The sequence below is a fragment of the Veronia pacifica genome (genome assembly GCF_001707825.1).
GTDB classification, from domain to species: domain Bacteria; phylum Pseudomonadota; class Gammaproteobacteria; order Enterobacterales; family Vibrionaceae; genus Veronia; species Veronia pacifica.
Window position 1 is genome coordinate 13,111 of record NZ_LYBM01000049.1, and the last position, 25,489, is coordinate 38,599.

At 43.2% G+C, this 25,489-nt stretch carries 17 protein-coding genes and 2 pseudogenes; 3 read left to right on the plus strand and 16 right to left on the minus strand.

What is annotated here, in order from left to right:
* Positions 1-40: 40 nt before the first annotated feature.
* The 4 genes from A8L45_RS19545 to matP all read right to left on the minus strand — a co-directional run bounded on the left by A8L45_RS19545 (position 41) and on the right by matP (position 2,645).
* Entirely contained in the window at positions 41-790 is a 750-nt protein-coding gene (locus A8L45_RS19545; protein ID WP_068905041.1) for an aspartate/glutamate racemase family protein, read from the minus strand.
* A gap of 680 nt (positions 791-1,470) precedes the next feature.
* Positions 1,471-1,857: a PPC domain-containing DNA-binding protein gene (locus A8L45_RS19550; RefSeq protein WP_068905042.1), complete on the minus strand. Its 387-nt coding sequence runs from the start codon at positions 1,855-1,857 to the stop codon at positions 1,471-1,473.
* 25 nt (positions 1,858-1,882) lie between these two features.
* Positions 1,883-2,176, minus strand: coding sequence for a DUF3634 family protein (locus tag A8L45_RS19555; protein WP_068905043.1), 294 nt, complete (start codon positions 2,174-2,176; stop codon positions 1,883-1,885).
* A 19-nt stretch (positions 2,177-2,195) separates the two neighbouring features.
* A complete protein-coding gene (gene matP / locus A8L45_RS19560; protein WP_068905057.1) occupies positions 2,196-2,645 on the minus strand; it encodes a macrodomain Ter protein MatP in 450 nt (149 codons plus the stop codon).
* 234 nt (positions 2,646-2,879) lie between these two features.
* On the opposite strand from matP, the gene A8L45_RS19565 reads away from it, so the two are divergent.
* Both A8L45_RS19565 and fabA read left to right on the plus strand, forming a co-directional pair.
* Positions 2,880-4,571, plus strand: coding sequence for an AAA family ATPase (locus A8L45_RS19565; RefSeq protein WP_068905044.1), 1,692 nt, complete (start codon positions 2,880-2,882; stop codon positions 4,569-4,571).
* Positions 4,572-4,633: 62 nt separating this feature from the next.
* A complete protein-coding gene (fabA, locus tag A8L45_RS19570) occupies positions 4,634-5,152 on the plus strand; it encodes a bifunctional 3-hydroxydecanoyl-ACP dehydratase/trans-2-decenoyl-ACP isomerase (RefSeq protein ID WP_068905045.1) in 519 nt (172 codons plus the stop codon).
* 233 nt (positions 5,153-5,385) lie between these two features.
* Here the strand turns inward: fabA and rmf are convergent, their stop codons facing one another.
* The 9 genes and pseudogenes from rmf to pepN all read right to left on the minus strand — a co-directional run bounded on the left by rmf (position 5,386) and on the right by pepN (position 20,813).
* The gene (gene rmf, locus A8L45_RS19575) at positions 5,386-5,556 is read right to left on the minus strand and encodes a ribosome modulation factor (protein ID WP_068905046.1); all 171 of its coding nucleotides are present in this window, start codon (positions 5,554-5,556) and stop codon (positions 5,386-5,388) included.
* 378 nt (positions 5,557-5,934) lie between these two features.
* On the minus strand, positions 5,935-7,857 hold the full coding sequence (gene uup, locus A8L45_RS19580; RefSeq protein ID WP_068905047.1) for an ATP-binding cassette ATPase Uup: 1,923 nt from the start codon (positions 7,855-7,857) through the stop codon (positions 5,935-5,937).
* A complete protein-coding gene (locus A8L45_RS19585; protein ID WP_068905048.1) occupies positions 7,844-8,095 on the minus strand; it encodes a glutaredoxin family protein in 252 nt (83 codons plus the stop codon). The genes uup and A8L45_RS19585 overlap by 14 nt, the downstream gene beginning before the upstream one ends.
* A 2-nt stretch (positions 8,096-8,097) precedes the next feature.
* Entirely contained in the window at positions 8,098-10,224 is a 2,127-nt protein-coding gene (rlmKL, locus tag A8L45_RS19590; protein WP_068905049.1) for a bifunctional 23S rRNA (guanine(2069)-N(7))-methyltransferase RlmK/23S rRNA (guanine(2445)-N(2))-methyltransferase RlmL, read from the minus strand.
* Between the two features lie 892 nt (positions 10,225-11,116).
* Complete coding sequence (locus A8L45_RS19595; RefSeq protein ID WP_068905050.1) at positions 11,117-11,665, minus strand: cell division protein ZapC; 549 nt, start codon at positions 11,663-11,665, stop codon at positions 11,117-11,119.
* Positions 11,666-11,821: 156 nt separating this feature from the next.
* Entirely contained in the window at positions 11,822-12,832 is a 1,011-nt protein-coding gene (pyrD, locus tag A8L45_RS19600; protein WP_068905051.1) for a quinone-dependent dihydroorotate dehydrogenase, read from the minus strand.
* A gap of 59 nt (positions 12,833-12,891) precedes the next feature.
* A pseudogene (locus A8L45_RS19605) lies at positions 12,892-17,705 on the minus strand (NAD-glutamate dehydrogenase).
* Positions 17,706-17,863: 158 nt separating this feature from the next.
* Positions 17,864-18,091: a DUF2835 domain-containing protein gene (locus A8L45_RS23935; protein WP_083228427.1), complete on the minus strand. Its 228-nt coding sequence runs from the start codon at positions 18,089-18,091 to the stop codon at positions 17,864-17,866.
* A gap of 112 nt (positions 18,092-18,203) precedes the next feature.
* On the minus strand, positions 18,204-20,813 hold the full coding sequence (gene pepN / locus A8L45_RS19610; RefSeq protein ID WP_068905052.1) for an aminopeptidase N: 2,610 nt from the start codon (positions 20,811-20,813) through the stop codon (positions 18,204-18,206).
* Positions 20,814-21,099: 286 nt separating this feature from the next.
* Between pepN and pncB the strand changes: the two genes are divergently transcribed.
* Positions 21,100-22,278 (plus strand): nicotinate phosphoribosyltransferase, encoded by a 1,179-nt coding sequence (gene pncB / locus A8L45_RS19615; protein ID WP_068905053.1) that lies wholly within the window; start codon positions 21,100-21,102, stop codon positions 22,276-22,278.
* Between the two features lie 63 nt (positions 22,279-22,341).
* Here the strand turns inward: pncB and A8L45_RS19620 are convergent, their stop codons facing one another.
* The 3 genes and pseudogenes from A8L45_RS19620 to A8L45_RS19630 all read right to left on the minus strand — a co-directional run.
* Positions 22,342-23,004, minus strand: a complete 663-nt coding sequence (locus A8L45_RS19620) for a hypothetical protein (RefSeq protein ID WP_068905054.1) — start codon at positions 23,002-23,004, stop codon at positions 22,342-22,344.
* Between the two features lie 170 nt (positions 23,005-23,174).
* On the minus strand, positions 23,175-25,178 hold the full coding sequence (gene prc / locus A8L45_RS19625; RefSeq protein ID WP_068905055.1) for a carboxy terminal-processing peptidase: 2,004 nt from the start codon (positions 25,176-25,178) through the stop codon (positions 23,175-23,177).
* Positions 25,179-25,195: 17 nt separating this feature from the next.
* Positions 25,196-25,489, minus strand: a pseudogene (locus A8L45_RS19630) (RNA chaperone ProQ); the annotation flags it as partial.

Here is a 25,489-nt window from a genome sequence, read left to right on the forward strand (position 1 = left end):
TATCACTTCATTGTGATATCTGGTCCCTGAGTATTCGTTGTCATTCGATTTCACGACTAAACGAAAGCTCGCTCAGGTACCCTTTTAGGCATTTTTTGGGGGGGAACGCCCAGTCCCCGTGCTTACTGGTTGCCAAATTCAGCGAGACCAAGCTCTCTGCCAGTTTGACGGCAGCGGTAACACCTTCGATGACTGGAATACCGATTTCATCACTGATCACAGGAGTAAGATCTGCCATACCCCCGCAGCCAAGGACAATTGCACCGACCTCATCCTCATCCCTTGCGCGTTTGCATTCAGAAATAATGAGTTCACATGTTTTTCCACCATCATCCTTCTCCAGATCCAGTACTGGAATCTCTGCAGCGCGAACCTTGCGGCAATGTTCGTTGAAGCCATAACGATGCAGTAAATGTTCGGCAATGATTTTGGTTCGACCCAGTGTGGTGACAATTGAAAAGCGAGAGCTGATCAAGGTGGCGAGGTGAAAAGCGGCTTCTGCAATACCTATGACTGGAGCAGTGGTGACTTCTCGTGCAGCGTATAATCCCGGGTCGCCAAAACAGGCAAGGATATAGGCATCAGTCTGATCCATCTCCCCTTTGCGAATTTCATCCAATATACCGACAACACTGACAGCTTCTTCAAAGTGCGATTCAATTGACTCAGGTCCGGTATCAGGACAACTGCTGATAATTTCTGTACCTGAAGCCGCTATTTCTTGCGCAGTCAGGCCCATTTTCTCTGTCATCGACTCTGAGGTATTTGGGTTGATGAGTCTGAGTTTCATAAAAATTTTTAACCTTCATTTATTGTTTACAAAAAACATTATTAATTGTTAACAATATCCGAATGAAAAAAGTTCAATTTTTGAGATTATTGTGTGTATCAATGAAAAGCACTGAAAATTAGTAGCTTGAAACTGTGATAAATTGGCTATTGGGCTGTAAAAAGGAGGTTTTTGATGTGATCTTTCATCATCAGAAGACTAAATGATGAGTAATTGTTAGCAATATATCCGGATAAATTGCTAACAATATAATTTTAGATTAAACGAATGCTAAACTGATCATGGCGGTATTTGGTATTGGGCAAGGTAAGATGATTCACTCTGGAGGGGAAATGGTTTGTACTATCGGCCAGTCCACCCTAACGTTTGATACATAGCGCTTGGCACTCAAACTCGGTGATACTATTCAATTTCATAGAGTTCAAAATGGAAGAGTGGAGAAGCTAGCAAATTAGCCACAACAACCCCGATTGTTTGATAATGAATACGGTGAAGAACGACAAAACCTACGAAGTCCATACGATACTGGAAAATCCTTCCCCCATAATCTCGATATTGATAGTACAAGTAGTCTCATTGCCTAACGATCCATTGTGCTTTTTTTATCTAAAATCCATTCGAATAGTTATAGTGCACTAAAGGGTTCTATTTTTCAAAAGTCCGCAAAACTACAAGTGTGATCACTCAGTGCGCTTAACGGTCAGTTCAGAGTAGCCAGTGGCTGGGTCGTACTCTCGGTCAAATTCAAACTGGTCAAAGACAAGGATACACACCTCCGCAGTATAACTGACGACGCACCCTTCCAGCATATGCCCGCCCAACATATGACCTGATGAATCTGCGGCAGATAAATGAAGGTGTAAATGATGAGGAGTGATTGTTCCAGAGACATTGATGATTTCGTAAGGCTGTGCTTTATCAATAACAGAGACACTATCAGCAAGACGTAACGATAGGTGCGACAGACACCCGACGACAGAAGCCACGCACCCTGCTGTTATTTTGTTTGTTTGAACAAAGGATAAAATGGATGTTTTAAGGTCTCTCCCCGATGGAGACGAAAACACAAAGCCTTTACTTGACTGCTGCTGTTCATAACTTAAAGGATTTTTCGGGAAAGATATTCCGGATTCGTTGCTGGACTTTTTTATCTATGGTCTTCGTAAGGACAAGTTTACCGGGATTAAATGTGTTCCGATAAACTTTAATTTTACCACTGAACGGCCAACGCTTACCTATCTCTTTGCAGTCATACAAGAAACCCGATGGAATTTTACCTTTTTGCTTAACGAGTTCGCCGTCTTTGAATTCCATAAAAACAATTGGCCTGTCAAACGCCAGAAATGCAACCAGTCCGAAAAAGGCGATGCCAAGCACGTACTCCATCTTTTGCTCCTGCTTTGCTTTATAGGTCTAGAAGACTGCTGAGGTCCTTCTTCAAAGCACTGACTTTTCTATTGGTACTTTCTGAACGATTCGCCTCGCTCAGCAGAAATTCAATAGTATCAGACAAGGTTGCATCTAACTCTTGTGCTTTGCTTGATAACTTCTCCCATACCCGAAAATCAAGATCGATTGACTTTTTGCGGGTATGTTCCTGTTCAGAGTTAAAATGACGTTTACGCTTTGCACGAATGGCTTGTTTGAGCTTTTTATCAAGCTCTGGTGACATGTGCTCAACGATCCAGTCTATGACCTTGGTAGGTTCATGTTCAATATCAAGTAAGTCCTGGATGGCCGAATCGGCTTCGCTGGTGTCAACATAACGAGTGACAATGTCACCTTCCTTATGTTTCTTCACCAAATATGTCCACTTCCAACCCGCTTCAAGGTTTTCTAACTGTTGATATTTCATGGTCAGTAATTTGTTAATGATAGGAAAATCAGATGTTTGTAGTGACAGCGTAACAGTAGAATATAAATCATTCAAATTATTTATCTGTCAGATGGTCATTTTTCACACTTTTGTCACTCTAGGATGAATAATAGTGCACACATTGCGCTGAGTTATAAACCTTTGCTACTTTGACATGTCTTGATGATTTATAATCTCGCATAATTTATTTATCTCGATTAGAAAACAATAATTATGCATGAAGTTAACTGGCAATCGGTTATCCCCCATTACCCTCAGTTTGAACAAGAAATTAGCCATTACCCTGCACTATCCCCGTTGCCAGCGAGTGCTTTGCAACCGAGATTAAAGAATAGTATTTGTCGACTGCTTCACGACTCTCATTACCCTAGAATGTTGATAGTCAATTCATCCGATGTGTACGACTATTCTCTCCTCATAAAACAAACGGTCAAAGAAGTAACAGGTAAAGAAGACTTACCAATAATCATTGCTGATAACGCAAATGAACGACAGCTATTTGGCGCTGTTTACCCCCAAAACAATGATGTGACAGCGTCACATATAGAGTATGGATTAATTCACAAGGCGGATGGCGGAATTCTTGTCCTCTCACTGAGTGCAATGATTGATAATTTCCAAATTTGGAAAAGGCTCAAAGCTTTTCTCTCAAAAGGTGAGCTTGAATGGAGGCCTGCGAAACCAAGCCAACCTTGCTCTATACCGTCTCCAGAAAAACTGTCTCTCCGTGTCATTATTGTCAGTGATCGTTCAGATTTAGCATCGTTTGAAGACGCAGAGCCACAGCTGTTTTCTGGTTTCAGCGCGTTCACTGAGTATGAACAAGATCTTCAGCTTGATAGTGACAACGTCACTACTTATTTGCAGCTCGTTAAAGGTTTTCAACAATCATTGTCTCTTCGGGAACTCACGCCGGACGCAGTGAAGCGTATTATGCAGGCTGGAGCCAGGTTCTCAGAAGAGCAGGACAGAATGCCGCTCTGCCCTCTCTGGTACCAAAGCCTGCTGTGTGAGGCCGACTACCAATGTCAATCAGACCTGATCAGCGGTGATGATGTTGAAAAGGCGATTAGGGAGAAAGCCTATCGCGAGTCTTATTTGCCGATGAGAGCAACAGACGATATTCATAAAGGACAGGTATTCATTGATACTCAGGGCGAACATATTGGTCAGGTGAATGGCCTTACCGTGATTGAAATGCCAGGTCACCCAGTATCATATGGTGAGCCTGCGCGAATCTCATGTGTCGTTCACTTTGGTGATGGAGATGTGTCAGATGTTGAAAGTAAAGCGGACCTTGCCGGTAATATTCATGCGAAGGGTATGATGATTATGCAGGCTTTTGTCAGTGCCGCTCTCGATCTTGATGAGGCGCTTCCCTTCACGGCATCAATTGTTTTTGAGCAATCCTATTGTGAGGTTGATGGTGACAGTGCTTCACTTGCCGAACTTTGCGCACTTGTCAGTGCACTCTCTCAGCAACCAATAAATCAAAGTATCGCTGTTACCGGTGCAGTCGATCAATTTGGTCGGGTTCAGGCCGTTGGAGGTATCAACGAAAAGATTGAAGGATTTTATCAGGTTTGTCTTAATAAGGGGCTCACAGGTAAACAGGGCGTTATATTACCCAAGACTAACTTAACAGCACTCTGTCTTAACCAAGATGTTGCTAATGCAATTAAAGAAGGAAATTTTCACATTTGGGCTGTTGAACATGTTAACGAAACTTTTCCATTGATCACAGGTATTCCATTTGAGCGGACCGCGACTGAAGAACAGATTGATACTGATATCCAAGAATCGCTGCTCGATAAAATCGCACGCAGAATCGATGCCTTTCATAATGGTGAACAACGTCACATGTCTTTGGTTGCAAAATTAAAACTATGGCTTAATAAGTACTGATCCGATTTGTTTAGCGTACACGTGTACGCTAAAATTCAGCCATATTTTACAGGAGTAGTGATATGCAGAATAAGCGACATTCATATGAACGAGAGGATCTGATTGCATCAAGCCAAGGTGAACTCTTTGGCCCGGGCCGACCTCAGTTACCAGCCCCAAATATGTTGATGATGGACCGTATCAGTGAAATATATGAAGACGGCGGGGAATACGGTAAAGGCTACATCACTGCGGAATTAGATATTAAACCTGACCTTTGGTTCTTTGATTGTCATTTCCCGGGCGACCCTGTCATGCCAGGTTGCCTTGGACTGGACGCAATGTGGCAGCTCGTTGGATTTTTCCTTGGATGGGTCGGTGGCGAAGGAAAAGGCCGCGCTCTGGGTGTTGGGGAAGTGAAGTTTACTGGTCAAATATTACCAGAGGCGAAAAACGTACGTTACGAAATTCAGATGAAACGCGTGATCAACCGTCGTTTGATTATGGGGGTTGCGGATGGCCGAGTCTTGGTTGACGGTAAGGAAATCTACGTAGCGAAAGATCTGAAAGTTGGACTATTTAAAGATACGTCATCTTTCTGATACCTCCTGACCTACTCTGACGAAAACAAAAAATGCCACAAATCTGTGGCATTTTTTGTTCAAGCAATATTATCGAACAACTTTGCTGCTTTATGTTGTTTCCTCTACCGACAATACAAAACAAGGTTATCAATAGCCTTTCTAAATAATTAAATATCAAAAAATATAGTTATAGTGCATTAAGTAATATAAAGTTAGCCCCTGTGTTCAGGGGCTTAAAGTCGGAAAATGGTTTATTTCATCATTGTAGCCTTGTTATCTCTTCCATCACGCCAGCCGCCTAGCCAACAACTTCGCGCATCCATGGTTTGATAAGGACAAGTTTCAGAGGAGCGACCATTTAGTCCAGCCTGATAGCCCTTAGCTTGGGCACGTTCTAAACGATCTCGCTTCTGTCTTTTCATAGTTCGACCCTCTCATCCTTTGATGATTCATTTTACGATACAGTGTCAGCAACATTAATATTCGCTTAACTGTCACTTTTAAGCATCATCCAACCTTGAAGAATTATCAAGAACGCTATCTGGATCATTGGTCAAACTGTGAACACTTTTGGAAGAATGACTATTTTTTCTTGCAAAGACAAAATATAAGCTGTAGAGCATCACATAAAGTGAAAGAGGATGTCTATATATGCAGACAAATCAGGTAAGTATCGGTAAAGCATAAGCTTTCTTTATAAGTGACGCGATTTGTTAGCCAAAATTGACTAGCCAACAAAAAAGCCAACTCGCGTTGGCTTTACATATGTTACCTATGCAAGACGTATTTCTACGACTATCTTACATCTCGCCATTTTGCATTGATTCTAATTCTTCCCAACGCTCGAAAGCAGTCTCAAGATCTTGTTCTGCATCACTTAGTCTCTGAAGTACAGGTGCAGTTTCATCGGCACTCATCTGGAAGAATGCGGGATCATTAACAGATTCTTGCAGAGTAGCAATTTCTGACTCAAGCTTTTCAATGGTCTGCGGCAGTGTTTCTAACTCGCGTTGTAGCTTGTAGGACAGCTTTTTGGCTGGTTTCTGAGTCGCTGGCGAATTAGCCTCTTTTTTATCGACCTGCACTTTGGGGTTAGGTTTATCTTTCGAGGTTGTTGCAGCTCGATAATTATCACGCTGTTGCTGGGCATCGTGATATCCGCCCACGTACTTATGAATGACTCCCTCACCCTCAAATATCCAGCTGTGCGTGACTGTATTGTCAACGAACTGGCGATCATGACTCACTAACAATAACGTTCCCTGATAATTGGCAAGCAACTCTTCCAGTAACTCCAGGGTTTCAATATCCAAGTCATTCGTCGGCTCATCAAGTACGAGCAGATTGGCTGGCTTCAAAAATAACTTGGCCAAGAGAAGACGATTCTTTTCTCCACCAGAAAGAGCCTTAACTGGCGTTCTGGCTCGACGAGGGTGGAAAAGAAAATCTTGAAGATAACCCAGAACGTGACGTTTACGACCACCTACATCAACTTCCAATTTTCCTTCCGCAAGGTTATCGACGACAGTTTTTTCAGGATCCAACACTTCTCGATATTGGTCAAAGTAAGCGACTTCGAGCTTGGTTCCTACGTGGATGTTACCAGATTGCGGCTCAAGCTTTTGAAGCATGATCTTAAGTAGCGTACTTTTACCGCAGCCATTGGGACCAATCAGGGCGATTTTGTCACCGCGCATGATGTTAAAGCTGAAATCACTGACTAATTGGCTATTTTCCCAGCTGTAATTCAGATCATTTGCCTCAAATACAATTTTACCTGAGCGGGAGGCATCATCAAGCTGGATGTTAGCTTTTCCCTGTACCTCTACTCTTTCAGAACGTTCACGACGCAGTTGCTTTAACGCTCTTACCCTACCCTCATTTCGAGTGCGACGCGCTTTAATACCCTGACGGATCCACACCTCTTCCTGCGCAAGCTTTTTGTCAAATTCTGCATTTTGTTCAGCTTCGACCCGAAGGGCCTCTTCTTTTCCATCAAGGTACTTCTGATAATCGCCAGGCCAAGAGCTAAGCTGACCACGGTCAAGATCGACAATTCTGGTCGCCATTGCTCGAATGAAAGCACGGTCGTGCGAAATGAAAACAATCGCGCCTTTAAAGTCTTTTAGAAAGTTTTCGAGCCAGAGTATCGTTGATACATCTAAGTGGTTGGTTGGCTCATCAAGCAAAAGCACATCAGGGGCGCATACCAAAGCACGAGCGAGAGCGGCCTTTCGTTGCCAACCACCGGATAATTCTTTTAGCTGCTTATTACCATCAAGCTTTAGCGCACCTAATACTGACGTGATCTGATTTTCAAATTGCCATGCATCATTAAGATCAAGCTTTTCCTGAACAGCAGACAGGCGATTAATCACTCGATCACTTGGATCGTGCTCGATCTTTATCAAAAGATCATGGTATTCCTTTAACAGGTTCCCTACATCAGCTAAGCCTTCAGAGACGAAGTCGAATACTGTGCCTTCAGCATCTCGCGGTGGATCTTGCTCTAGACGAGATACTTTGAGATCTTGCTGTTTATTAATGCTTCCATCATCGAGTTGCACCAAACCATTGATCACTTTCATCAAGGTCGACTTACCCGCACCATTGCGCCCTACCAGACACACCCTCTCGCCGGGTTGAAGAATAAATTCTGCGTTATCAAGAAGTGGATTGTCGCCGTATGCCAATTGAGCATTGGTGATCTTAATTAATGCCATGTGTTTTTAACCAATTAATTAAACCTGATTCATCGAAAGGCCAGAATAGCTCGTCAATAATTTCGCCATTTTTTTGGTAAGAAATAACTGGGATTGTTACGCCGTAACGCTCAAATAAATGATCATCAAACGCTATATCTCTGACTTGAATGGCAGTGGAAGAATCCACTGCCTGATAGATCTGATGTGCTAACTCGCAAAGATGACAGCCTTCCGTGCTGTATAAAACGAGTGCCATTATTATCCCTTATGTGAAATTATCCAGCAGTTATGAATATGCTTGTTACGTGCAAAGTCTAAAGGTATCGATTTGTCTGTGATGTTTTTTGCAACTAAGCCTAATTCTTCAAGCGCTTCGAGATCCATCTTAAATTTACGCTTATTGTTAGAGAAAACGATCTCACCATCAGCCCGTAAAAGCCGCTTAAGATCTGTCATCAATACAATATGATCTCGTTGTACATCAAAGGTAGATTCCATCCTTTTTGACGTCGAGAAAGTTGGTGGATCAATAAAGATCAAATCAAACTTTTGGTCCGCCTGTGATAGCCATTTCAAACAATCTGCATGAACGTATTGATGCTGTCGGCCAATCTGACCATTCATTTTCATATTGCGCTCAGCCCATGACAGATACGTTTTAGACATATCGACAGTTGTCGTAGACCTTGCTCCCCCTACCGCTGCATGAACACTTGCGGTACCGGTATAGGAGAAAAGATTGAGAAAATCCTTACCTTTTGCTCGCTCACCAAGCATTTTTCGAGTGTATCTATGGTCAAGAAACAACCCCGTATCGAGATAATCCTGCAGGTTAACTTCAAGATTAACGCCGTATTCACTGACTTTCATGAATCGTTTGGCGTCAGAGAGTTTCTGGTATTGGTTGTCACCTTTCTGCTTCTCACGGGTCTTTAGCACAACGTTATTGGCGTTAACACCTGTCACAGCGATAGTCGCTCGTACCATGTCAAGCAAACGACGGCGTGCTTTCTCTTCCGGCACCGACTTGGGAGCAGCATATTCTTGAATGACAATATGGTCCTGATATCTGTCTATTGCAGCGTTATAGTCAGGGAGATCGGAATCATAGAGGCGATAACATTCAATACCTTGCTGTTTCGCCCACTTATCCAGCTTTTTGATGTTCTTTTTAAGCCTATTTGCAAACTCAGGTGCAACGTCTGGGGCTTTAGCATTGTCCTTGTCTGCATTCGCCTCACCTCGTGCGGTGATGGAATAAGTTTTCATCACGCAATCAAGCGCGCCATTACGCAACTTATATTGCTTTTCAGCACGCATACGAATGCAACTAAGCAGTTCGTCAGATCCTGAATAAATTGAGGCTGTTGAACCAACGAAATGTGACTTAAGCTGAACACCTAATTGAGTATAAAGAGCAATCAGGCCAGGTGTTGTACCCAGTCTTTCACCGTATGGTGGGTTTGAGATAATGTGCCCCTCTCCAAAACCTTCTGGGTTTTTTAGCTCGCTGGCATCTGCAATTTCGAAACTAATAAGATCCGCCACACCAGCTCGGCGAGCATTTGCCTTTGCGGTTTCAAGCACTCTTCTATCGTTATCAAAACCAAAAAAACGTGTTTCGCACTTTGCGGGACCACGCTTTGATTTCACGGTGACTTCTGCATGCACTTCAAGCCATTTTTCTCGGTCGAAAGACTTCAGTGACTCAAAGCCCCAACGCTTCCGCTTCAAGCCCGGAGCAACGCTGGCAGCAGACATTGCTGCCTCGATAAGTAATGTTCCTGAACCACACATTGGGTCCAGCAAAGGCACATCTTTATTCCAGCCACTTTTTTTGACTAGGGCTGCAGCATTGGTCTCTCGGAGGGGAGCGACACCTGATTCAGTTCGATAGCCACGTTGATGAAGACCGCTACCCACCATATCGATACCCAGTAAGCCCTTCTCTTTTGACAGACGCATATGAATGCGCAAGTCAGGTTGCTCCCGATCAATGCTTGGGCGTTCTAAATTAGCCTTGGTAAAACGGTCTACGATAGCATCTTTAATCTTTAACGCGCCGTATTGGCTGTTGCGAATTTCTCGGTTTGTTCCGTTGAAATCTACCGCGATACGCTTTTTCTCACTGAAGTAAGAAGGCCAATTGATTGCTGTCGCTCCCAAATACAAATCCATGTCATCATTGACATTAAATTCACTCAGTATCAGAACGAAACGGGAAGCAAGACGACTCCAAAGACAACAAGTGTAAAGTGTCTTTTCATCAGCTCGAAAGCGCACACCGGCATTGCCAGCTTTCACATTACTTGCGCCGAGTTCGATAAGTTCTTCTGCCAGGATAGTTTCCAGACCGCGGGAAGTGATTGCGAGATATTGATTCATGTATTTGCAGTGTTGGGAATGTTGCGCGCGATTATACCGTAATAGCCTGCAGTTATCTCCCTAACCGACGAATAATCACACTTCAGCGGTTTCTTTGCAGAATAATTGTTCGATAGTCAACGGAGATGATAAATCGCAGTGCCTCAAAAAGCTCAGCACGATTAAAAAAGTACACACGTAATGGAGTGAGTATGTGCACTCAATTCATCGCCAACTATCCATACATATAAAGATCATCCCCTCCCCATACTGTTTCCAAATGGAAACAAAAAAAATCATTTCTATATTTATGAAGCCTCGTTAAATATTTCTCCGACATTACCTTGTATTACTGGCTTTCTACATAATAAAGCAGTAAGTGCTGACTATGGCTAAGTTATACACAATTATTATGCTTTAAAAATTAAGTTAGCTGAATGAGCCTCTCTATAGTGAATATAAATTCAATGAAAATCTGGTATACACCAGATCTATATTCGAGAATTTTATTAAGTATTTACTGCTGAAAAAAGGGGAAATTTAGGCTGTTTTGTTTCTATTTATAGTCTTCTTTTAAGGCTAAACATGTGAAAACTTTGACCACTATCATAGGCACAATTAAACCATATTTGTGATATTAGTCACTTGTTTGTGAGAATGCATTGGCGTGTTTTGTAGACTTATCAAGAGGGAAAATGAGGCAACATAAATGATGAATGACTGATTAACGATGGAAAAACAAACAGCTTTCATTAGATATTGAGTGATTAAGAGGTTTTTTCTACATCGATAGTCCCTATTCCTTTTGCTCAATAGAACAATGACGATAGGTTGATTTGTTGATTAGGGTTTGATTAGCAGAGGAAAATTCGAGGAATTGGAAGAAAGAAAATGTGGGAGAATCCGAACGGATTCACCCCACCAGTGCATAACGACCTTTGCCTTTACCCCGCTTATTTTTATATACGGATAAGCGGTCGTTCATCACTTTAATCGCCTCACAAAAGCGCATAGATTTATTATCCGTCAATGCCAAATCTTCCTCAGATGCAAGCATACAGAGTGATGCTGCACCATGGTTTTCAATAACTAAGAAAGGGGCATTGCCAAAGTCAGTCTTTAACTCGATGATTGTGCCTGCTTCTGGCGCCAGGTCTCCACCTACATCCTTAAAGAACCAACTCTTGGGTAATAACGGCTTATGAAAGCGATTTGCTGCCACTGCATTTAATATAATTTCAGCTTTACGAGGGCCTGAAAGGGGTAAATCTGATAGGCCATCGTTGTATAAATGAAAGAGTGATGCGTCATCGACAGAGAATGGGATATCCATGAACGCATCGGGGACCAGATGTTTACTTGCAATTGATACTTTAAACACCATATCTTGACCTAACTCAAGCATCAGAGAGTCATCATCGGTATTAAAATACCACTTCCATGAACTGTTAGGCTTCAACATAGTGTTTTCTCCTGCCGCTAGCAAGATGCTTGCTGCAGGGTTATTTCACTGACAGCAAAAGGGATTAATTGCGTAAGAAGAAGTGTAATGGGTGACTTGTAAAAAAAAAGGGGAAGAAATTCCCCTTTATTATCGCTAAATACTTAATTTATACGTTTAAATATTGCGCACCAGCTGTTTTATAAGCTTTGGTCCGTGATAAATAAACCCAGAGTAAACCTGAAGAAGGTCTGCTCCTGACTGCATTTTCTCTTTTGCTGCAACAACAGAGTCTATGCCCCCTACTCCAATGATAGGAATCTCTCCTTTTAATTCGTCTCGCAGTAATCGAATCACCTCTGTACTGCGATTTTGAAGTGGGCGACCGGATAACCCACCCTGCTCGTGCGCATATGGCATGCCATCAACGAGTGTTCTGTCGAGAGTAGTATTGGTACCGATGACTCCATCGATGTTGTGGCGTAATAGTGAGTCAGCAATTTGTACTAACTCACTATGATCAAGATCAGGAGCAATTTTCAGTGTCAGCGGTACATATCGACCATATTTTTCGGCCAGATCCTTTTGTTTAGCCTTGAGCGAAGAAAGAAGATCATCCAAAGCCTCACCATATTGAAGCGATCGTAACCCAGGCGTATTGGGTGATGAGATATTGACCGTAATATAACCCGCATACTCGTACACCTTATCCATACATATCAGGTAATCGTCTTTTCCGTTTTCTAGTGGGGTATCTTTATTCTTACCGATATTGATCCCGATAATTCCCTCATAGGTGGCTTTTTTAACGTTCTCTACCAAGGCATCTACACCGAGATTATTAAACCCCATACGATTGATAATGCCCTCTCCCGGTTCAACACGAAAAAGGCGAGGCTTATCATTACCTGACTGAGGTCTTGGGGTTACGGTCCCTACTTCAACAAATCCAAAACCCATTGCGCCAAATGCATCGATGCACTCTGCATTTTTATCTAAACCTGCAGCAAGACCAATTGGGTTTTTAAAATGAATGCCCATGATCTGGACAGGACGGGGAGGAAGATTTTGACGATAAAGAAAATCAAGAGGAGTGCCAGTAAAGCGCGAAAGGTTTTTAATCGTTAAATCATGTGCCTTTTCAGCATCAAGTTTGAAGAATGCCGATCTGGCGAGGCGGTACATCATGTAACCTCCATAAAAAAGCCCCGAGTTTATCGGGGCTGTATTATCAACTGTTTGTCATATTAATTCAAACTTAATAACGTCAGTTCACGCAGGGCCACAGAGAATTTAGCGAACTCGTGAGCTGAGCCGACTTTGAATTCTGAAACCATACTTTCCCACCGACCAAGAATAACTGCATTATCTTTCATCCAGTTATCCAGTCCTTCTTCCGCCTTATCGCCTTTGCTCATGCAACCAAGGATTTGCCCGGTAAGCACGCGCTGCTGCCAGTCAAGATCCTCTCGGAACGAAGCGCGGGCAAGTGCTTGCCAATGATTCTCAACAGGTTGATTAGTGATCTGCTTGAGGAACCAATGTAAGGACAATCTATCACCAAGGACAAAGTACAGCTTAGACACAAGTTCAAATGGCATTTTCATTTGGTCTGAAACCTGCGCAATATCCATACCAGAGTAGAGGCTGGTCAGGCAGCTAATCTTATCTGCTACAGACTGAGGAACGCCTTTTTTGTAAAGCGCTGAGGCCTGATCCTTGTGCTCTTTCATCTCTGCTGGAACAAGATACTTGTCCATATTGGTAGCAAGATTTTGTAGCGCAGGGCGATAGAAGTTTATTTGTTCTTCGATGCTCTGCCCTTTCGATTGATTTCTCAAAATCCAGCGCGTTGAGCGACGGAGCATTCTTCGACAACGGAACAGCAATTGGTACTGCACATCTGCCGAGATCTTGTTATCTAACTTACGGATGCTCTCGAAGAGCTCACCAAACTCGAAAACGCCACGTGAGATAGCGTAGGCTTTCGAAATCTCGCTGACACTTGCTCCGGTCTCATCTTGCATTCGGCTGACGAAATTAAACGCCATATCATTGGACATTTGATTAGCCAACGCCGTTGCAATGATTTCAGCTCTCAGTGGGTGCTTTTCCATTTCCTCATGATAGTTACGTTGTAACACCTGTGGGAAATAGGCTGGAAGAAATTTGGCAAAATGAGGGTCAGAGGAAATCTCATCATCTACAAGTTGCTCCTTAAGCACCATCTTACCGTAGGCAACCAAGACCGCTAGCTCAGGTCGAGTCAGTCCCTGGCCACGAAGTTGTCTTTCAGACAATTCTTCATCATCAGGTAAGTGCTCAAGATTACGGTCAAGTTTTCCTTCTTTTTCTAGCTGATGAATGAAGCGAATCTGCTCTTTCAGCAAAGAGACCTGCTGCTTGTGCGTAACAGAGATTGATTCACTCTGTACATAGGCATCTTCAAGAACAATATCAGAAACTTCATCCTCCATGCTTTCCAGCACTTGATTCCGTTTTTTGAATGTTAGTTCGCCAGCCGCTACCAGACCATTGAGTAAGATTTTGATATTGACTTCGTTATCAGAGCAATCTACTCCCCCGACGTTGTCAATAAAGTCGGTATTCACTCGACCACCGCGAAGTGCAAATTCCATTCGCGCCAGCTGTGTCATACCAAGGTTACCGCCTTCACCGACGACTTTGGCACCCAGCTCGTTACCGTTAACTCGTAACGCATCATTCGCTCGGTCACCAACTTCAGTATGCGTCTCGGATTCTGATTTAACATAAGTACCGATACCACCGTTCCAGAGCAGATCAACATTCATTTTTAACAATTGTTTGATCAACTCGTTTGGCGTCATCGTTGAGCGCTGGGTCGCGAGCATTTTCTGAATTTCAGGAGTCAGCGAAATTGACTTCGCCCTGCGAGAGAAAATACCACCGCCTTTAGAAATCAGTTTAGTATTGTAATCTTCCCAGCTCGAACGAGGCATCTTGAACAAGCGATCACGCTCTTTCCATGTTGATGCTGAATCTGGATCTGGGTCGATGAAGATATGCATGTGGTTAAATGCAGCTTTCAGTCTAATATGCTTCGATAACAGCATCCCGTTACCAAAGACATCTCCTGCCATGTCACCGATGCCGACGCAGGTAAAATCTGTTTCCTGACAGTCTATATCCATTTCACGGAAGTGACGTTTAACAGACTCCCAAGCACCTTTCGCAGTGATCCCCATGGCTTTGTGGTCATAGCCATTGGAGCCACCGGAAGCAAACGCATCACCCAGCCAGAAGTTATATTCTTCTGAGACCGAGTTAGCCAGATCGGAGAATGTAGCCGTCCCTTTATCAGCTGCAACAACAAGATAAGGGTCGTCTTCATCATGACGGACCACGTTGACTGGCGGCGTGAGGCTACCCTCAATGATGTTATCAGTGACGTCTAACAGACCACGAATGAACATCTTGTAACAACGCTGGCCTTCAGCAAATATCTCGTCACGACTATGAAGGTGATGTTGCTTCTTGCAAACAAAACCGCCCTTTGCACCAACAGGAACAATCACAGTGTTCTTAACCTGCTGCGCTTTCACCAGACCAAGAATTTCTGTCCGGAAATCCTCTTGGCGATCAGACCAGCGTAAACCACCGCGTGCCACTTTACCGCCGCGAAGATGAACACCCTCAATATCAGGTGAATAAACGAAGATCTCAAAGGCCGGCACAGGCTGAGGCATTTCTGGAATTTTAGTCGGTTCCAGTTTTAAAGACAGGTAACGTTTGGGCTCACCAGTCTCATCAACCTGGAAGTAGTTCGTCCGCAATGTCGCCATGACCATATCCATGTAACGACGGATAATACGGTCATCATCAAGACTTTCTACATTTTCAAGGCGGTCTTCGATTTTCTTGATAACTGCTTGATGAGCTTTTTCGCTATGCCCTTTAGGATCAAAGCGCGTATTAAACAGGTCAACCAGTAAACGAGATAGGTTGCCATGGGTAGCGAGTGTATCTTCTATGTACTGTTGGCTGAATGGAAAACCAACCTGACGCATGTAACGGGCATAACTACGGAGAATAGTCACTTCCCTGCCCGTTAACCCTGCGTTTAGAACCAGACGGTTGAAGCCATCACTTTCAAGCTTACCATGCCAAATGTCTGCAAATGCTTCCTGAAATCTCTCTCGTGCTTCTGATAAATCAACGTTATTTTCGGCGCTGTGAAGCATCGCGAAATCTAGAATCCAAAACTCTGATTCGTCTATTGTTGAAACGCGATAAGGTGTTTCACCGATTACACGCATGCCGAGGTTTTCTAGCATTGGCATGACGTCAGATAGGTGTATGGTGTCGTCTTTCTGGAACAGCTTGAGACGAACCGCTTTTGAGTCGGTTGCCTCTTCTTGTCGGCGATAGAACAACATGTCGAGCTTGTTGTCCTCTCCGAGTCCTTCCAAGCGTTCTATATCTGCCACTGCAGAACCGGGTAACATAGCCTCAGTATATGAGCGCGGGAAGGCTTTTAGATATCGCTTACCAATTGGTGTGCCTTTGTTCTCACCAAAGTTGGCAATCACAGCAGCCTGTAACCTGTCATCCCACGTTGATGCCGCTTCTGTCAGGTTATTTTCAAGTTTCTTAACATCGATGTCGAAGTTGTTGTTATCAACCCGAACAATATAGTGCGTTCTCGCCAGAGGGCTCTCAGAGAAGAAAGTATTAAACTCGACATTTTGTTTCGAGCCAAAGTACTGCTTCAGGATTTTTTGAGAGGCCGAGCGGAACTCAGTGTTGTATCTGTCGCGCGATACGTAAACCATGCAGGAAAAAAAGCGACCAAAAGGGTCACGACGAACAAACACACGCAACATGTCTCTGTCCTGAACCTGCACAATCCCCATACCGATATCAAGCATTTCGGACTCTGTCGCCTGAAAGAGCTCATCACGGGGGAAGTTTTCAATGATGTTGGCCAGCGCTTTCCACGAGTGGGTGCCTTTGTAATAACCACTGAGATCCAAAATCCGCTGAACTTTATTTTTTAAAACAGGAACGTTTGCGGTGGCCTGATTGTAAGCAGAGGACGCATAAAGACCAGTAAATCTGTGTTCACCAATAACGTTGCCCTTCTTGTCGAACCGCTTGATACCGATATAGTCAACATATGCAGGACGGTGAACGCGAGACTTACTGCTGCTTTTATTAATAACCAGTATTTCTTTTTTCAGTGCAGTAACCCGCGCTGATTCAGGCATCGTTGATAGTTTTACACCATCTTTGTTTTTGACAGGTTTGCTGGCTAAGCCTAAACCTGGCTCGCTCGATGGTTTGAGGACGTGATCGCCTTCAACCGCTTGCAACTCATAATATTTGTAACCCATAAAGGTGAAATTATGAATACTTATCCAGTCTAGAAACTCGATAGCCTCCTGCTGGCGATCTTCTTCGACCTGCGGTTTTTCTTTTTTGAGCGTAGTGATAATGGATTTAAGCTTGTTTCGCATTGGCTGCCAATCATTCACAACCACTGCAACATCATCCAAAGTATCGAGAATTTCGTTCTCAAGCGCCTGCATCGCTTCTTTATCAGTCATCCTGTCGACTTCGATATGAAACACGGCTTGTTTAAATCCGTTTTCACTGCCGATCTCAGTGACATGACCCTTAGCATTCTTAACTATATTATGTGGGCCATTTAGCATCAGGTGAGTAGTAATGTCGAGGCGATTGAGCGCCATGCGCACAGAGTCGACTAAGAAGGGAGCATCTGGAGTAACAATTTCGACGATGGTATGAGTAGATTGCCATCCATTACCGCTGAGCGTCGGGTTAAAAACCTTAACAAATATTTTGATTGTTCGAAATGGTTGATGTGGTGCCAGAGGCTGATTACAGCACCATATAAATCCGACTCATTCCTTTCCTGGAGGTCATCATCGGATATGGGACCCAAAATCCTTTTGGCTAATGTTTCAACCAGTGGTTGCTGTGTGCTGTCGAGTTTTTCTTCAATCAGTGAATAAACTTTTTCCAGCAACACCGGCACAATAGGGTCACGCGCGGTCATGGTATTACTCCAATTTAAGTTTTAGTATTATCGCTATGAGTATAGAGGCATTTTTGTCTTTGCGATGCGGGATGTAGTTTAAGTGGATTGAAAGAAAACTGTTACAGCAAAATTGAATGAATTGAGAGAAGTTTTAAGTATTGTGACCCCTGTTATATTTAGTTTATCAACTCAAGTTTCTTAAAGCGGCTATTTTCATCCGCTATTAACTTAAAACGTCCATTTATTCCGCTGTGTGTAAGAAATGGTCGAAACTTAGCCGCAGGTAACTGCAACGTATTTCCTGAGTCTGTTCGCACAATTACATTCGACGCCGTCCCCGAATAATATTGCATATATTCGGCATAAGAAATTCGTACTGTAAATAAAAATATTAGTTCTGACATATATATCTAAGCCGCCATTGCTGACGGCTTATTGATAGTTAAGCTATTACAAATGGAATACTATTATCTAAAAATCAATAATCCTAATAAAGAAAAGAATATCGTCTTTAAATTAGACTTCCAATGCCTTGTTAACTTTTTCAAACAAATCATTCGCTAGGTTTTCTATTTTACTGAGACGAGTCAATTGTTCACGAATTAGGCCTTGTCTGTGTTCATCGAAATATTTCAATTTCAACAAAGGATCAACGAGGCGCGATGCAATCTGAGGATTAATTTCATTCAACTGAATGAGTATATCCGTAAGAAATGCATAACCTGAGCCGTCTTTTGCGTGGAAGTTGACGGAATTACCCATGACGAATGCACCTATTAAACTGCGCAAGCGATTAGGGTTTTTGATACTAAACGACGGATGATTCATCTGCGCTTTTACATTATTCAACGCACCTTGCATCTTACTGGAACCTTGCAAAGCAAACCACTTATCCATCACTAAGCCATCTTGATGCCACTTATCACTGAAAGACTGCATCATCTGCTCACGTGAGGGTAACAATGCAATGTTTGCCGCTAACAGCGCAGCGAAAGTGTCCGTCATATTGTCTGATGAGTTAAATTGCTCAATGACAATGTGCTCACCACTCTCAACTTCAGCCAGATAAGAAAGACACACATTTTTCAATCTTCTGTCAGCCGCAGCCTGATGTGACAGTTCATAATGAGAAGCTTTACATGCAGCATAAACTGCAGAAAGCTCATCAGCCATCTCAATAGCAAATGTCTTGCGAATAGACTCTAGTACACTCTCAATCGCATCAACATCTATAGTCTCGTACCAACCTGCTACTTCAACCTCTGTCGGTAGACTGAGCACCTCTGCGATCAGCGAACGATCAAGGTTATCATCCAGTAGTACACCACGGAATGCGTCTACGATAGAGTCAGGCAATGTAAATGCTTCACCCTGCTGAATTCTGGCAACATTTTCTTTGATGTGTTTCGCAAGTAACATCTGGCTCGCATCCCACCGTGCAAACTCGTTACGAGCATGAACCATGAGGAATACCAGTTCTGTGTCTGAGTATTCGTAGTGGAGGTGAACAGGCGCTGAAAACTCACGCAATAGCGATAGAACAGGCTTCTCAGTCACTTTATCAAATGTAAAAAGTTGCTCTGTCTGCGTAACCTGCAGCACATTGTGTACTGGCTCACCGTTACGCTGTAACTCTATAACACTGCCATCTGCAGCATAGAGCTCAATGTCAAGAGGAATCAGTAACGCCTGTTTGTCAGCTTGATCAGCTGCTGGAGGGGTTATTTGGCTGACCGTCAATGACAGCGTCTGAGCATTTTCGTCGTAATCACTGACTACAGTAAGTTCTGGTGTGCCTGACTGACTGTACCACAAACTAAATTGTGTTAAATCAAACCCAGAAGCGTCTTGCATCGCCTGAATGAACTCGTCGCATGTTGCGGCAGTGCCATCATGGCGTTCAAAGTAAAGCTGGATACCCTTCTGGAATGTATTCTCTCCCAGCAGAGTGTGCAGCATTCTAATCACTTCACTCCCCTTTTCATACACGGTCATTGTGTAGAAATTATTCATTTCAATGACTTTTTCAGGACGAATTGGGTGAGCCATTGGGCTTCTATCTTCAGCAAACTGTACACTTCGCACCTTGCGAACATTGCTGATTCGATTGACAGCGCGAGAACCAAGGTCAGAAGAGAACTCCTGATCACGGAACACTGTTAGTCCCTCTTTTAGACTGAGTTGGAACCAATCGCGGCAAGTTACTCGGTTACCACTCCAGTTGTGGAAGTACTCATGACCAATTACTCGCTCAATGCCATGGTAATCACTGTCAGTGGCCGTCTTTGAATTTGCCAGAACGAATTTTGAGTTAAATACGTTAAGGCCCTTGTTTTCCATTGCGCCCATATTGAAAAAATCAACGGCAACAATCATATAAATATCAAGGTCATACTCGAGGCCAAAACGCTCTTCATCCCACTTCATCGAATTTTTCAGCGACTCCATGGCATAATCTGCGCGGTCGAGGTTACCTTTATCAACAAAGATTTCCAGCGCAACATCTCTGCCACTCACGGTGACAAAGTTATCTCTCAAACAATCGAAATCGCCTGCAACCAAAGCAAACAGATAGCAAGGCTTAGCAAACGGGTCTTCCCACTGTACCCAATGTCGGCCATTCTCAAGATCCCCGGTACCAATCTTGTTGCCATTACTCAGCAGATACGGGTAAGCCTCTTTATCGGCAATCACTTTCGTTGTGAATTTTGCCAGTACGTCTGGACGATCTAGGTAGTAAGTGATCCGTCTAAAACCTTCCGCTTCACACTGAGTGCAATACGCACCATCAGACTTGTATAGACCTTCCAAAGATGTATTGGCCTGCGGATCAATTTCAGTTTCAATCAATAGTTCAAATGTTGATGGGACACCGTTTACGGTAAGTGTGCTCTCTTCAACACGATAGTCAGACCAGTCTTGTCCATCTACTTCGATACGTATCAGCTTCAGCCCTTCACCATCAAGTGTCAACGCTGTAGCACCTGCCAGGTTTTGTTTTACCTGAGAGCGTGCAACGACTCTTGTCTCTTTGTCCTTGAGATCAAAAGTCAGATCAATATGCGATATGGTGAATTCCGGCGCTTGATAATCTTTACGATATTTCGCCTGTGGTTGTTGCGTCATGTCTTTTTCCTTATATGCATAACGAATGCCATACTGGGAAGGAATACCCAATAGGCCTGATGTTCGATTTGTGGTCGATTTCTCTAATAAAGCGATAATCGATAACGTTTAGTACACAATATACGGTATATATGCAAACAATAGCTCTATTTAATTATTGAATATCAGGAGCAGATCCTAGTATCAGACATTGACCTTATCACCCGTTTAACGTTAACTTTGTAGCCCTTTGTAACACCACGGTTCAACAGTAATAATGACAGTTAAACGAGGGTCTCTTTCTGGCATGAACACGCCGATAATTTCATCTCTTCTTGACACGGATGCCTACAAACTAAATATGCAGCAGGCAATATTTCATCACTATCCAGATGTCAATGTTGCGGCAGAGTTCCATTGTCGAAGCAAAGAGGACCTCAGTTATCTTCAGCATCGTATCAATGAAGAAGCCATCGCTTTATCCAACCTTCGATTTTCTGAGCAAGAAATTGCATTTCTCAAGAAATTAGGCCATTACCAGCAAGATTACCTCGATTATTTACGTCAGTTCAGCTTAAATGCTGACCAGATCAGTGTCAGGACAGAAAATGAGCAACTCGCCATTCGAATTGAGGGTAAATGGCTAGATGTGATTCTATGGGAAGTACCGCTGCTTGCGATCATCTGCGAGTTACGCTGTAACGATAGATACCCTGAACTTACCTCTACGCAAGCAATTGAACAACTCAAAATTAAGATCTCTAAGCTCACGGATAAGGCCGATGCCAGTTCTTTAGGAGCATTCCAAGTAGTCGACTTTGGTACAAGAAGGCGATTCTCGCAGCCAGTTCATCAAGCCATCGTTGAATATCTTAATGAGCACTGCCCCTTCTTCAAAGGAACCTCAAACCTTTTATTAGCAAAAACCTATCATTTGCCCGCCGTTGGTACACAGGCACACGAATGGTTTCAGGCTCATCAGCAACTCACTGGAGAATTAGCTGATTCCCAGCAGCTGGCACTGCATCGTTGGCTTCAGGAGTATCCAGAGACCCTAGGCATTGCTCTAACAGATTGCATCAACATGGATGCGTTCCTCTCTGACTTTAATCTCTACCTTAGCAATAAATTTGTTGGCCTCAGACATGATAGTGGTGACCCTGTCACATGGGGTGAAAAAGCGATTGACCATTACCAACACTTGGGTATCGATCCGAAGGAAAAAACACTGGTATTTTCTGACAGCCTAACGTTGGATAAGGCATTTAAAATACACGAGCATTTCATGGGACGGGTTAACACATCATTTGGTATAGGAACTCAACTGACTTGCGACCTTCCAAATGTAGATACACTGAATATCGTCTTAAAACTCGTCAGTTGCAATGGTAAGCCTGTTGCGAAAATTTCCGATGAACCGGGTAAATCTATATGCAAAGACACGGGATACCTGGAGCAATTACGACAAGCGTTCAAAATAGGCTGAGAGATAATAAAAAAGAGGGGCAAGTCCCCTCTTTTTCGACGTGATCTTGTCCTGCTTAATCCATCACCGTATGACCTGTCTCCGCATGATTGCATGCATACCAATTTTTTTATCTCTCAGGGTCAAAGTATCTGCAACAAGTTCAAACGTGGATTGCTGCTGACCGTTTTTATAGACAAGCACCAACATGTTATCTTCCAGAAAGTACACTCCACGGTGTGTCACAGAATTCCCTTTAATATCGGAAACTTTTGAGGCAAACAGAAAGTCGGGTTGTAACCTCAGAGATAACTTACTGACTTTGCTTCCGACATCTTGGCCGGTTATCTGCACTGAGTGCCAGGTACCACTTAGATTCTGTTTAAGCAATTTGGTGAACTGAAGTCCCTGAAGCATCAGCTGATTATGGTTGACTTTGTAGGTGTGCTGCTGTCTACCTCCCAAATCATCAGTTAGTACCATCGCTGTATCATCAAGGTTATATGTACCCGCTGCCTCTTCAACGTCGCCTGAACGTTTGAGTAACTTCACCCTGAACGTATATTCAGAAGAGAATGTCATGCTAATGGCTTTGTACTCTCCTCGCTCTGATTCAGGACTTTCTTGTTCAGGACTGAACCAATACCACTCTCCCACTAACAGTGGATAATCAAACTCAACCAACCTGTCCGCATGAACAAATGAAGACGAAAATAATAAAAGAAAAACTAACCCTAATATGCGCATGCCATGTCCACCTTTAAAATAAATACTTTCTAAAAGTTTAGACGCATATCTCATGTAAATAGGCAATTAAGCCCAAAGTTATATTATTTTTTTGATCAAATTTTCTTTTTGTTTCAGTGTGTTATAAAAAAACGGGCCAGAAGGCGTTTTAGTTTCAGAAGTAATGGTTTTTACGATTTTAACAAGTTACTGTAATCTAACGTTATTAGAACAGCCTCATTAAGATACGCATCGGGCTCTTCATAATCATTGGGAACATCATCCAATGTTTTGTACAAGCCAGCCCCAGTCTTTTTCTGTCGCGAGTTAAGACGAGCCAATCGCTCCTGCTCTACTTTCTCCCGCTCGGCAATGCGTTCCTTCTCGACCAGAGATAGGCTGTTTTTGTCCTTATCCTTCTTATACTTCTCAATATCTTCGAAGATAAAGCCAAACTCCATATCGTTACTGATACGCTTCTGGTGCCTTACTGACAACGAATTGGTGAAGGGAGCAACCTCACCGAATTTGCGGTAAGCAGCAGGATCAATGCTGTCCCAAGGCAGCGCATTGTCTTCTACACTTTCCCCAGTTTCAGCAGGATCGACTGCGGATGGGAAAGAAATATCAGGCACAACACCCAAATTCTGGGTACTACCACCATCGATACGGTAGAATTTTTGAATCGTATATTGGATATGGCCAACAGGTTTATCGAAAAGGTCATAGATCTTATTTAACGATTTATGCTGCTGAACAGTACCTTTTCCAAAAGACTGCTCACCGACAACTATCGCACGACCATAGTCTTGCAATGCAGCGGCAAAGATCTCAGACGCTGAAGCACTGTAACGATTAATCATTACCGTCAATGGGCCTGCATAAAACGTTCGATTATCGTTGTCAGTATTAACCCTTACCCGTCCGTAGCTATCGCGAACCTGAACAATTGGGCCACTGTTTATGAAAAGCCCTGTCAGGGTCGTCGCTTCACTCAGTGCGCCACCACCATTATTTCTTAAATCAATAATGATGCCTTTCACATTATCTTTTCTGAGTTTTTCAATTTCTTTCTTTGAGTCTTCAGTTAAACCGACATAAAAGCTTGGCACTGTTAACAAGCCTACACGCTCACCGTTCTTCTCAATCACTTCTGATTTTACAGCGCGGTCTTCCAGACGAATTTTGTCTCTAACTAAAGTGACCTTGTAACTTTTTGCGTTACTGCCCTCAGGTAAAACTTCAAGTTTAACCTTACTGCCTTTTGGTCCCTTGATGAGCTGTACGACATCATCAAGACGCCAGCCGATAACGTCTATAACTGAACTGTCTTCCTGAGCCACACCGATGATTCTGTCACCCGGTGAGAGTTTCTTCGACTTAGAGGCTGGTCCACCAGCAACTAAGGAACGGATCACTGTATAGTCATCCTCTAACTGAAGAACAGCACCAATCCCTTCTAGAGAAAGGTTCATGTCTGACTGAAACTGCTCAGCGTTACGCGGTGACAAATAACTGGTATGTGGGTCGACCTCGCGGGCAAATGCGTTGAGATAGACTTGGAAGACATCTTCGCTTCTCGTCTGAGTCAATCGTTTCAGCGCGTTGTTATAACGCTTTTCCAGAGTGGAGCGAATATCGTCCCAACTTTTTCCCGTGAGCTTTAGGTTCAGCGCATCATTTTTTACACGAAGGCGCCAAAGCTCATTAAGGGCACGGTCATCCTTTGCCCAGTCAGCATCGCTTCTGTCTATTTCCATACTCTCTTTGTTGTCGAAGGTAATTTCCTTGTCCAACAAGCTCAGGGCATATTGATAACGCTCAAAGCGATTTCTCAAAAGCGTATTGAAAATATCGTAAGCAGCAGTTGTATCGCCCGCCTTGAGCTGATTATCAAGTTTGTATCTCCACTTGGACATAGACTTGATATCTTTTTGAGTCAGAAACAAGCGGTTGTAGTCGAGCGACTTCAAGTAACGATCAAACATCTCAGACGAAAATTTGTCATCAAGTGAAAAGCGTTTGTAATGAGACTCTGTAAACTTGGATGTCGTTCTGATGGTTGCTGTTTTGTGCTGGGGTTCAGACGTCAGGTTGGGCAGCTCAGAAGGGCTGAATTTTGCGTCCAGTGCAAAAGCGGGAACTGCCAGCAGTATGCTGGCAGCAATCGCGGTAAAGCGGATTCGACAAGTCATGCGTGGAGGATTCTCCTTTACGAACTGAGGTGCTCCGCTTTAACTAACATGGTCAGACCATTGTTTAAACGTACACGAACCTCGTCCTTATTTATTTCAACAATCGTAGCGGGCATGTTGCCATTACCCATGTTAACGTTAACGTCTTTACCTACGATAACCTCATCAGCACTCAGCGCACGACGTGGCTGTGCTGGTTTTTTATTAACTCTAGTATTTTTTGGCTTACTTGCCTTGGTTTTTGTGCCGTTAGCTGTTGATTTTTTTTGCTTAAATGCTTTTTTTGACTTGTCGTCAGCATTTTTTTCAGC